This is a genomic window from Cupriavidus basilensis (assembly GCF_029335485.1).
Lineage (GTDB): Bacteria > Pseudomonadota > Gammaproteobacteria > Burkholderiales > Burkholderiaceae > Cupriavidus > Cupriavidus basilensis_E.
Genome location: NZ_JARJLM010000196.1, coordinates 1 through 11,886 on the forward strand (window position 1 = coordinate 1; position 11,886 = coordinate 11,886).

Here is an 11,886-nt window from a genome sequence, read left to right on the forward strand (position 1 = left end):
CCGCCGGCACCATGTAGTCGGGCAAGTCGGCTGCCAATGCGGTGCGGACGGCGGCGATATCCACCTGCGCGCCACCAGCCGGCACGACATAAGCCACCAGCCTTGCGCCGGAAGGGCCCTCGATAGCCAGCACGGCCGCGTTGCCCACACCTTCCTGCGCCAGAATCCGCGCCTCGATCTCACCCGGTTCGATGCGGAAGCCGCGAATCTTCAGTTGCTGGTCGATCCGGCCCAGATACTCCAGTTGCCCGTCAGGCAGCCAGCGCGCCAGGTCACCCGTGCGGTAGAGCCGCGCACCGTCGTCGGCAAACGGATCGGGAATAAAGCGCTCGGCGGTGAGTGCCGCGCGGTTCAGGTAGCCACGGGCCAGGCCATCTCCCGCGATAAACAGTTCCCCGGCCACACCCGGCGCCACCGGATGCAAACCCGGATCGAGCACGCGGATGCCGAGGTCGGGGATGCGCTCCCCGATGGGGCTGCGTGCGCGCGTGGCGGGGTCCAGGTCGGCACACCTAATCGGCCGGTACGTCACGTGGACCGTGGTCTCGGTGATGCCGTACATATTGATCAGCTGCGGCGCGGCATCACCGGCATGGTCGATCCACGGCCGCAGCGCCTGCGGATCGAGCGCTTCGCCGCCGAAAATGACGTAGCGCAGCGCCAGCGGCGCCTCGTAAAGCTCGGGTTGCGCCAGCAAGGCGCGGAAGGCCGATGGCGTCTGGTTCAGCACCGTGACGCGCTCGCGCCGCAGCAGCGCGATGAATTCCTGCGGGGCGCGGCTCACGTGGAAGGGAACGATCACAAGCTGGCCGCCGTGGCACAGCGCGCCGAAGATCTCCCACACCGAGAAATCGAACGCATACGAGTGGAACAGCGTCCAGACGTCGTCCTCGTTGAAGCCGAACCAATGCTGCGTGGACGCCAGCAGCCGCGACAGGTTGCCGTGTTGCAGTTGCGCCCCTTTCGGCCGCCCCGTGGAGCCCGACGTATAGATCACGTAGGCCAGATGTTCCGGCCGCACGTCGACATCGGGCGCCGTGTCGGGCCACACGAGATCGTCGGCGTCGGCATCCGGCATCAGCACCGGCAGGCCATCGCGCGGCGGCAGCAGGTCGCGCAGCGCCGGTTGCGTCAGCAGCGCCGCAATGCCGCTGTCCTCGAACAGATAGGCCAGCCGCTCGGCCGGATAGGCCGGATCGAACGGCACATAGGCGCCGCCGGCCTTCAGGATCGCCAGCAGCCCGACGATCATCTCGGGCGAGCGTTCCATGGCGATGCCGACGCGCACCTCGGGCCCCACGCCGAGTGCGATCAGCCGGTGCGCGAGCCGGTTGGCGCGCCGTTCGAGGTCTCCATAGCTGACCGTGGTGTCGCCATGGCGCAGGGCGATGGCATCGGCGGAACGCGCCGCGTGGCGCTGGATCTGGCGATGCGCGGGCTCGATGGCAGCGGCGCGCCGCAGCGGGCGGCCGGCGGCAAGCTGGTGCGCAAGCACCGCGCCGTCGTACGCGTCGAGCAGCGGCGTCGCCGTCAGCGGCAGGTCCGGTTGATGCATCAGGCCCGACAACTGCGTCACGTAGTAGCGCAGCAGGCGCTCGGCGCTGGCGGCGTCGAACAGCGCGCAGTCGTACTCCAGATGGAGCGTGACATCTTCGGCGCCGGTTTCCACATCGAGAATCAGGTCGAACTTGGCGCCCGTCTCGCGGGCTTCCACCGCCTCCACGGTCAGGCCCGGCAGCGACAGCCCGGCACCTGCCGTGGCGGTGCGCAGGTTGAACATCACCTGGAACAGCGGCGGCCGGCCCGCATCGCGCGGCACGTGCATGCGGTCGAGCAGCACTTCGAACGGCAGTGCCGCGTGGCCCAGCGCGCCCAGCGCATCGGCGCGCAGGCTTTCGCAGAGCGCGCGGCCGGTCACGCCAGGCAAGACGCGCGAGCGGTAGACGTGGGTATCGGCGAAGAAGCCGACCACATCGTCGAGCCCATCGCCGTCGCGGCCGGTGTGCGGCACGCCCACGGCAAAGTCATCCTGCCCCGCATGGCGGCTCAGCAGCGCCTGCCACGCCGCCAGCAGCGCCACGAACGGGGTGCAGCGCTGCGCGACGCAGAACGCGCGCAATGTGCGGGCGAGCCGCGCGGGCAAGGCAGCGTTGACGCGGCGGGCGATACGCGTCGCGTCGGCGCCATGCGGGCGGTCCGTGGGGAGCTGCAGCGCGGGCACATGGCTACCCAGCAGGCGTTGCCACCAGTCGCGCTGCGTATCGAGCGCGCTGCTGGCCAGGGCATCGCGCTGGCGGCTGGCATGAGCGGCAAAGGTCGCACCCGGTGTCGCAAGGCGCACGGCGTCGCCCGCCAAGGCTTGACCGTAGGCTTGCGCGAGATCGCGCGCAATCACGGCATTCGAGACGAAGTCCGAGACGATGTGGTGCAGCGACAGCAGCAGCACGTGGTCGTTGGGGGCGCGCATCAGCAGCGTCGCCCTCAGCAGCGGCGCCTGGCCCAGGTCGAACGGCCGCGCGGCTTCGGCGTCGATGCGGGCGTGCAGCGCGTCAGCGCCCATCGCCAGCGGGGCCTCTGCCAGCGCAAACGCCGGCGAGGGCTCCACCACCTGTCGCGGCAGCGCGCCCGGCGTGGCCGCATCGGCGACGAAGCGCGTGCGCAGCGCCGGATGCCGTGCCATCACGGCGCGCAGCGCGGCATCCAGCGCGGCGCGGTCCAGCGCCCCGCGCAGCACATAGGCGCGCGTCTGGTTGTAGGCAGTGCTGCCCGGCTCGTATTGCAGAAGGAACCACAGCCGCTGCTGCGAGAACGACAGCGGGGCGTCGCCGCCATCGGCTGGCCCAGTGGACGCCATGGCGTCGGCATCCACGCCAGCAGGCAACTGGGCGGCCGCGTGCGTTGCGGATTCGGCGTCCTGCTCCAGCAGAAGCGCCAGCAGCGCTGCCTGCTGAGCAGCGTTGGAAGATTGCGTCATGAATGCGGTCCTGAAGAAGTAGCCTGTTTTCCCGGTATCCCGATCGGTCGACGCCCCGGCGCGTCCATCGCGCCGGGGCTGTCGTCATGCCGTGGCGCCGGCCGATGCGCGCAGGGCGGCAAGGGCCTCCGGAGACATTGCCGCCAACTGGCGTTGCAGGCCGGCGAGCGTCTCCAGGCCATCGGGGTCCGTAGCCGTGGCGCGCAGGGCGCCGGCCAACGCGGCGGCACTCGGGGCGTCGAACACCACCGCAGGCGCGATTTCCAGCTTGAGCAGCTTGCGAATGCGCGCCACCAGCTTGATGACCAGCAGCGAATGGCCGCCGGCCTCGAACAGATCGTCATGGACCGCCAGCGTGGGCGCGCCAAGCAGATCGCGCAGTTGGTCGAGCAGCAGCGCTTCCAGCGCGCTGTCCGGCGCGCGGGACGGGACGGACGCCCCGGCCGGCTCGGCAAGGGCCGAAGCAGCGAGTGCCCGGCGATCGATCTTGCCGTTGCGTAGGCGCGGCAGCGCCGCGACGGCAAACCACTGCGCGGGAATCATCGGATCGGGCAGGCGCTCCGCCAGCGCCTGGCGCAGTGCATTGCGTCGCGCGGCTGTCAGCGCGCCATCCGCTTCCGCCTCGGGCACGAGCCACGTGGCCAGACGTGTCGTACCGTCGTCGGCCGTCACCGGCAGCACGACCGCCTGACGGACGCCGGGCAGTGCGTCCAACGCCTGTTCGATCTCGCCGCACTCGATGCGGAATCCGCGAATCTTGATCTGGCTGTCGGCGCGGCCAATCAGCTCGATACCGCCTTCGGGCAGATAGCGTGCAAGGTCGCCGCTGCGGTAAAGCCGCCGGCCAGCGTGCTCGGGATGCGGGACGAAGGCGTCACTGGCCACGCCACCGAGATAGCCGGCGCCAAGCTGGGCGCCGCCCAGATAGAGTTCGCCCGTTTCACCGACCGTCGCCGGCTGCCCCGCCACAGTGCGGACATGAGCCTCGCAGTTCGCCAGGACACGCGTCAGCGGCAGGGGCGCTTCCGGCAGGTCGGCGGCACGGCCCGCTTCGTGGACCAGGATCCCCACGGTGGTCTCCGTGGGGCCGTAGTGATGGCAGAGGCGGACATCGGGTGCGCGCTTGCGCAGGCGCGCCAGCAATGCCGGCGAGGCCGCTTCGCCGCCCACCACCACCGTGGCGTGCGGCGGCAGCGCCAGCGGCGCCGCATCGCCGTCGAGCAGCGCATCGAGATGGGACGGGACGATCTTCAGGCAGTCCACCTGTTCGCGGGCGAGGAAGCGGGCAAAGCTGGCCGCATCCTGCATATCGGCATCGTCCGCCACGCAGAGGCAGCCGCCATGCCACAACGCGCCGAACAGCGTGGTGTTGCCGAGATCGGCCGCCACGGTGGACGTCAGCGCAAAGCGCTCGCAGCGATCGAGCCGCAGCGCCTGGCCGGAGGCCGCCGCATAGTTGAGCAACTGGGCGTGCGAGATCGGCACCCCCTTCGGCGTGCCCGTGGAGCCCGACGTGTAGAGCACGTAGGCCGTCTGGTCCGCTTCGATATCGGGCAGCGACGCCCCGGACGTGACGCCGGACGAAGACGCCGACCACGCGGCGACATCCGCGTGCGGTGTCGGACCGGCTGCGTCCGCGAGGTGCGCGGCGTCGGTCAGCACCAGCGTGGCGCCGGCGTCCGCCAGGATCCGCGCGCGCCGCTGCGGCGGCCATGCGGGGTCCAGCGGCAGATAGGCGCCACCGGCACGCATCACCGCCAGCAGCGCGATCACGAGTTCGCCGGAACGTGGCAGCAGCAGGCCCACCGGCTGGCCCGGGCGCCAACCCAGTGACGGCAGATGGCTCGCCAGCGCATCGACGGCGGCGGACAGTTCCGCATAGCCCCACTGGCGGCCACCGGCGGATAGCGCGGCGGCCAGTGGCCGTTCGGCGGCCCAGTGTGCCAGCCGCTGCGGCAGCATCTGGGTGCCGACGTGCAGCGCCGGACCGTGCATCGCCGCGATACGAGCCTGATCCGCGGCCGTGGCCAGCGGCAGCGCCGAGACGGTGGTCCCCGACTGCGTCGGCAGGGTCCGCAGCAGGGTCAGGTACTGGTCGAGCAGGCAGGCCATCGCGTCGGCGCGATAGTGCTCAGCCGAATAGTGCAGCGCCAGTTCGCCTGGCAAACCAGCATAGCCGGCATGGACGTGCAGCGCCAGCTCGACGCCCGGCGTCGGTGCCTGCGGCGCAGCGATGCGCCATTCGATATCGCCGTGATGCGCGCGGAGCAGGGCAGGGCCGGTGGTGGCGAAGCCGATACGCGTCGGCGTGCCGGACGCGGCATCGGCCGTGGCGTGCTCGCGCCAGCCCGCGTGCTGCTGAAGCTGGGCGCTGAACTGGCCGAGCCAATCGGCGACGCTGCGTTCCGCGTCGGGCTCTACCGTGACGGGGAGCACCGACTCGTAGCGGCCGACGGCGCCGGCCAGCGCCTCGAAATCGTCGCGGCTATCTTGCCACCAGCCCGCGCAGAATCGGCCCGTGGGATCGAGTCGGGCGAGTAGCAGCCACCATGCCGCCTGCAGCACATGCACGAGCGGCAGGTCGAGCTGGTTGGCCAGGCCGGCGAGCGCAGCGGCATCTGCCTCCGGCAGTGGTGCCGATAGCGTGCGCAGCGCGCCAATGGGCGCCGCGCCCGCCTGCCGCCACGGCAGGCGCGGGGCGTCGAGCCCGGCAAGACGGTCGCGCACGGCCTGCCAGTAGGCTTGCCCGGCCTCGACGTTGTCCTGCGCGAGACCGGCGGTCCACTCGAGGTAATCGGCATAGGACAGCGGGGCTTCCCCGGCCGGCACGGCATCGTCGGCGTACGCCTGCGCGAGTTCGCGCATCAGCGTGACCAGGCTCGGGCCATCGATGGCGAGCGGATTGGCGGCCAGCGATACGTGCGTACGTTCGGCGCCGCCCGGTTCGCGAAGGCGCTGGACGCTTGCCTGCAAGGCCGGCACATCACCACGGGCTGCAGGCGCCGACAGCGTCATGACGGGCGCCGGGCCTTCGAAATGCTGGCGCAGTCCGCGCAGGCCGTCGACGCGTCCGAATGCCAGGCGCGCAGCCGGATGGCGCGCGGCGACGTGCGCCAGTGCCCGCTGCAGGCGCTCGGCATCGAGCGTGCCGTCGAGGGTGGCTGTCAGCGTGAGCGGAACGTCCGCGTGTGCTTCGAATGCCCGCTGTTCGCGGCCAAGGGCTTGGGCGTGGCCCGGGAAATCGCTTCCGGTGCCGAACGGATGGACGATGGCATTCATCGTTCAGCCCTCCAGCGTGGCGGGGGCCACTTCAGCGCTGTCCGCCGTAGCGGGACGGCCCGCCAATGCCGGCAGGTCGCGGCGCTCGAACATGTCGCCCATCGCCACGACGATCTTGCGCGGCCCCTCGAACGGATCGCGCGCGTGGGCTGCCAGCATGTTGTCGAGCATGACCACGTCGCCCTGGCGCCACTGGAAGCGCACGGCGCAGGCTTCATACAGTTCGCCGATCAGCGCCATCACGTCGTCGCCAATCGGGCTGCCGTCGCCAAACAGCACCTGCCGTGGCATCCGCTGCGGGCCGACGATCTCCAGCAGGTCGCGTCGCACCTCGGGGTCCAGGCAGGCCGTGTGGTGCAGCTGCACCTGATTGAAGAAGCTGCGCTCGCCGGTGACCGGGTGGGCAATCACGGCGGGACATTGCTCGCGGGTCTGCAGCGTATCGGCGTCCAGCCATGCGAAATCGGTGCCCGAGGCGCGCAGCCGGGCCTCCACCTCGTCGCGCGAGTCCGTCTTGAAGAAGTCGCGCCAGCTCACATCGAGCTTGTCGTTGAACGTGCGCACGTAGCGCAGCCCCTTGCTTTCGAAGCGGGCGGCCAGTTCGCGCGGCAGCCGGCGATACATCTCGCGGCAGTCGACAATCGGCGTGGCACCGCCGACGGGCGAGGGCAGCTCACAGAAGAACCACTGCTTGCGCGGCCAGCGCGACAGGTGCGCGCTTTCATTGTGGTACAGGATCATCTCGCGCTCCGGATACGGCGTGGAGCGATACGTGTTGCGGCCGCCTTCCTTCTTCGGCAGATCGCCATACGACCCATAGAGCCCCGGCTCGATCGATTCCGCGAACCGTTCGAACTCCTGCGGCGTGCGCAGGCCGAAGCCGCGCAGCAGGATGCCGCCGTGGCGGCACAGCCTGGCCTCGATGTCCTGCCGATGGGCCAGCGCCCATGCCACGGGGTCCAGGTCCGGCGTGGTCGGTTCGATCACGATGGGGAAGGTCTGGCCCGGCGACAGGAACGACGTCCGCACGAGCGGCGCGGCCGGAGCCGCTTCTGCCGCCGTTTTCGGGAGCCCGGCGACCTTGCCGAGTTTGTTGAGCTTGGCGAGCTTGTCGAGCTTGCCGGGACTGGAAATCTGGCTGGAAGTCATGGCGGGCATATCGGTAGCGGGTTCGCAAAGGCCGGCCGGCACAACGAGGCCGGACAACGGAAGGGCGGGGTTCGACACGGCCTGGGCCAGCACGGCGCCGTAGGCATCGGCAATGCGGTGCGCGGTGGCGCGCGGGAACAGGGCCGTCGCGTAGACCCATTCGGCGCGCAGGCCATCGGCGTGGGGGTCGAGGAACACGGCGAGGTCGAACTTGGCGGCGTGGACAGGCGTCGGCAGGCGTTCGGCACGCAGGCCCGCGAACTGGCGCGCGTCGGCAGGCGTGTTCTGCAGCACGAACAGCATCTGGACCAGCGGGTGCCACGCGCGCTCGCGCGGCACGCCGGCCACTTCGACAATGCGCTCGAAGGGAAGAGCCTGATGATCGAAAGCGGCCAGCGTGGCATCGCGCAACTGGGCCAGCAGGGCGGCGAACGTCAGCGTGGCATGGGGCCGCGCGCGCAGCGGCAGCACGTTGACGAAGAAGCCGATCAGTTCCTCCAGCTCGCGCCGCGTGCGGCAGGCCACGTCGATGCCGACCAACTGGTCTTCGGCACCGCCCAGCCTGTGCAGCAGCGCGTGGAAGGCTGCCAGCAGCACCATGTAGCGCGTGGCGCCGTGGGCACGGGCCAGCGCATCGACGCGCGCCAGCAGCGCATCGGGAAGCTCGCTGTAGCATGCGGCGCCGGTGGTCGAGGCCACGGGCGGGCGACGGTTTGGCGACGGGATCGTCGTAAGGCGCGGCGCGCCTTGCAGCGCATCGCGCCAGAACGAGGCATCGGATGGCTGGGACCGCGCGTCGTCCGCGCCATGCTGATGGACGGCGTAATCCGCGTACTGGATCGGCAGCGGCGGCAGATCGAGCGCGGTGCCCGCGATGGCGGCGTTGTAGCCGGCCGCGAGCGTATCGAGCAGGATGTCGATGGACCAGCCATCGCCGACGATATGGTGCAGCGTGAGCAGCAGCGCGTGATCGTCGTCGGCCAGCCGCACGAGCCGCGCGCGCAGCAGCGGGGCGCTGGACAGATCGAATGGTTCGCGCGCCTGGGCTTCGGCCAGTTCGTGCAAGGCCGCCGCGCGCTGGGATGCGTCCAGCGACGACAGGTCGTGGTACGGCAGATCGATCGTCAGCGCGGACGCGATGCGCGCGGTGGGCGCACCGTTCGCGTCGGCCGGATAGGACGTACGCAGGATTTCGTGGCGTTCGACGAGCGCGTTCAGGCTGGCGCGCATGGCCTGCGCGTCGAGCGGGCCGGCAAGGCGCAGGCCGCCGGCCATGTTGTAGATCCAGCGGTCAGCGGGCGCGGCAATGCGGTCCGTCAGCCACATGCGCTGCTGCGCGGGCGCCAGCGGCATCTCGCCGGTACGCGGTGCGCGCGCAATCGGCGCGTCGGCGCCATCGTTGCCGCCGACTTGGAGCGACTCCAGCGCGGCCGCGCAGGCGGCGAGCGTAGGGTGCTCGAACGGCAGACGCATGGGCACCGCCGCGCCGAATCGCTCACGCAGGCGTGCCACAAGGCGCGCGGCCGTCAGCGAACTGCCGCCGGCCGCAAAGAAATGAGCCTGCCGGTCGGCGGGCGCCGCGCCCAGCAGCTCTTGCCACAACGCGGCAAGGGCGATCTCGGTTTCGCCGCGAGGGGGCTCACCGGCGGCCGGGGCCTGGCCGTTGGCGGAGATTCCGCCGCGCGAGAAGGCGCCATGCGACCACACGGCGCAGGCGTCCAGGCCGTCGTCGAGCCAACCCTGCCGACACGCGCTGCGCTGGAGCTTGCCGCTGGTGGTCTTGGGCAGGCCACCGGGGTTCAGCAGCAGCGCCACGGCCAGCGTTTCGCCACAGGCATTGCCGACCGCTTCCGCGAGCGCCTGGACCAGCGCCACATGTCCGATGCGCTTCTGGTCCGGCCGCGAGATCTCGACGGCAATGCCAATCGCCTCGCCATTGGGGCCCTGCACGGGAAACGCCGCCACGCGGCCACGGCGCGCGGCGGTGACCTTCGCTTCCACAGCCTGCTCGATATCCTGCGGATAGAGGTTCTGGCCGCGTACGATGATCAGGTCCTTGCGCCGGCCCGCGATGTAGAGCTGGCCGTCGCGCATCAGGCCGAGATCGCCGGTGCGCAGCCAGCGTTCGGCACCGGCGTCGCCAGTGAACGTGGCCGCCGTGGCGCTGGCATTGCGCCAGTAGCCGTGGGCCACGCTCGGGCCCGCGATTTCGATCTCGCCAACGTGCCCATCCGCGACTGCCCGGCCATCCCGATCGGCAATGCGCACGGTATGGTCGGCGCGGGGGAATCCGCAGGCGACCAGTTCCATGCCGCTGTCGGTGGCATTCGCCGTCTTCCCCAGGTCCTGTGCCAGGGCGGCAGGGTCGAAACGCTTGCTCAGCATGCCCGTGCCACGCTTGCCGCCAGTGGCGAACAGCGTAGCCTCGGCGAGGCCATAGCACGGATACAGCGCCTGCTTGCGGAAGCCGGCCGGTGCGAAGCGGTCGACGAAGGCACGCAGCGTGTCGGCGCGCACGGGCTCCGCGCCCGAGAATGCGACGTCCCAGCTCGACAGGTCGAGCCCTTCGAAATGGCTGTCGCGCACGCGTTCGACGCAAAGCCGATAGGCGAAATCGGGGCCGCCCGACAGCGTGCCGCGATGCCGGCTGATGGCCTGCAGCCAGCGTGCCGGCCGCTCCAGGAAGAACTGCGGCGACATCATCGCCACGGGCACGCCGCTGTGGATGGGCTGCAGCAGGCCGCCGATCAGGCCCATGTCGTGATACAGCGGCAGCCAGCTGACCATCGTGTCGCCGGGCCGCACGCCCATGCCGGTCGCGATCGCCACCTCGTTCGCAATGACATTGCCATGGCTGACCATGACGCCCTTCGGCGAAGCCGTGGACCCCGACGTGTATTGCAGGAAGGCCAGCGTGTCCGGGCCGGCAGGGTAGGGATGCCAGTCGTCCCGCGCGGGCGGCTGCGGATCATCGGCCAGGATCACGGCGGCACGCGGTGCGATGGCGGCCAGCGCATCGTGGTGCGCGGTGGCCTGCGCCGTGCTGGTCAGCAGCAGCGCGGGGTCCGCATCGCTGGCCATGGCGCGCAATCGCGCGACCTGCGCCGAGCGGACCGCGCCGGGCTCGAAGGCGGGCACGGCGATCAATCCCGCGTAGAGGCAGGCGAAAAACGCGGTCATGTAATCGATCCCGCTGTCGAGCAGCAGCATCGCGCGGTCGCCGGGTGCGGCGCGCGACGCCAGATGGGAGGCGAGGGCGCGCACGCGGGCATCGAGCGAGGCGTAGTCGTAGCGGGTATCGCCGGCGGCGTCGATGGTGATCAGTGCGGTATCGCCGGCGCGGTGCACGGCCAGTTGGCCGAGGTGGGCCACCAGCGTGGCCGGGACGTTTGGAGCGGACTGCATACTTGGGATCGACTTTTCAGGAAGACGGTTGGCGTGGATGCTTGGGCGACGCGGCGGGCGTCACGCAAACGCGGGCATGGTGGATGCCTGAGGCGCCTCCAGATGGGTCACGAGGCGGCGAACCACTGCGGCCGGATCGTCGTGCAGGAAGAAATGCCCGCCGGCAAACCAGTCCAGCGTGTGGCCGACCTGGGATTCGATGGCCCAGGCATGGAGGTCGGCGGGCAGGATCGGATCGTCGTGGCCCGCGAAGACATGCAGCGACATCGGCAGCGGTGGGACGTCGGCACGCTGGAAGCTCTCGCAGACGCGATAGTCGGCATCGAGCACGTCCAGCGTCATGCGCAGCAGCTCGGGATCGGCAAAGACGGCCTCGGGCGTGCCGCCGTGCTTGCGAAGGTCTTCGGCCAGCGCCGCGTCGCCGCGCAGGGGGGCCAGGCGCCGGGAATCCCGTCGGGTGGGTGCGGCGCAGCCGGAAACGACCAGGCCACGCGGCAAGCCATAGCCACGCTCGCGCAGCAGATGGCAGACGCGCCAGGCAAGCAAGCCGCCCATGCTGTGGCCGAAGAGCGCATACGGCATGCCGGCATGCGCGCGATGCCGGCACAGGGCATCGGTCATCGCGCTGGCGAGGGCCTCGAAATCCCGCAGCAGCGGCTCGTCGAGACGCGCGCCACGGCCGGGCGGCTCCAGCGGAACCAGCGCGATATCGGCCGGCAACAGGCGGCGCCAGCGCAGATACGTCGTGGCACTGGCCCCCGCGTGCGGCAGGCAGAACAGCTGCAACGCGGCCATGGTCAGGCGTTCGTCCGCGTTGGATCCTCCATGAAGCGGCGCAGGCTCAGCGGACGCATATCGGTCCACGTGCGCTCGATATAGTCCAGGCAGGCCTGCTTGCCACCGCTGAAGCCCGCCGCGCGCCATCCGCCCGGAATGGCCTTGTAGTCAGGCCAGATCGAATACTGCTCTTCGTGATTGACGAGAACCAGGAATGTGGCGTCGTCGCGATCGAAACTCATGGAAAGCTCCCGTTCGGTACTGGATCATCCGGCGCCACCGATATGGCGCCCGTCACCTTG

General features: G+C 70.4%; 5 protein-coding genes. All 5 read right to left on the minus strand.

Translation table 11 applies throughout. The annotated features are described in order from the left end of the window. Nucleotides 1–2,974: amino acid adenylation domain-containing protein (locus P3W85_RS11460; protein ID WP_276264878.1), on the minus strand; the 2,974-nt coding region annotated here is incomplete at its 3' end. A gap of 84 nt (nt 2,975–3,058) precedes the next feature. Then, nucleotides 3,059–6,253 carry a non-ribosomal peptide synthetase gene (locus tag P3W85_RS11465; RefSeq protein WP_276264879.1) on the minus strand — a complete coding sequence of 1,065 codons (3,195 nt, stop codon included), beginning with the start codon at nt 6,251–6,253 and terminating at the stop codon, nt 3,059–3,061. A 3-nt stretch (nt 6,254–6,256) separates the two neighbouring features. Then, nucleotides 6,257–10,807, minus strand: coding sequence for a condensation domain-containing protein (locus P3W85_RS11470; protein WP_276264880.1), 4,551 nt, complete (start codon nt 10,805–10,807; stop codon nt 6,257–6,259). A gap of 60 nt (nt 10,808–10,867) precedes the next feature. Continuing rightward, complete coding sequence (locus tag P3W85_RS11475) at nt 10,868–11,602, minus strand: thioesterase II family protein (RefSeq protein ID WP_276264881.1); 735 nt, start codon at nt 11,600–11,602, stop codon at nt 10,868–10,870. A gap of 2 nt (nt 11,603–11,604) precedes the next feature. Next, nucleotides 11,605–11,826 carry an MbtH family protein gene (locus P3W85_RS11480; protein WP_006160788.1) on the minus strand — a complete coding sequence of 74 codons (222 nt, stop codon included), beginning with the start codon at nt 11,824–11,826 and terminating at the stop codon, nt 11,605–11,607. Between the last annotated feature and the right edge of the window lie 60 nt (nt 11,827–11,886).

Coding starts and splice junctions, on each gene's coding strand:
- P3W85_RS11465 (WP_276264879.1), bottom strand. CDS start 6,253: ATGAATGCCATCGTCCATCCGTTCGGCACCGGAAGCGATTTCCCGGGC.
- P3W85_RS11470 (WP_276264880.1), bottom strand. CDS start 10,807: ATGCAGTCCGCTCCAAACGTCCCGGCCACGCTGGTGGCCCACCTCGGC.
- P3W85_RS11475 (WP_276264881.1), bottom strand. CDS start 11,602: ATGGCCGCGTTGCAGCTGTTCTGCCTGCCGCACGCGGGGGCCAGTGCC.
- P3W85_RS11480 (WP_006160788.1), bottom strand. CDS start 11,826: ATGAGTTTCGATCGCGACGACGCCACATTCCTGGTTCTCGTCAATCAC.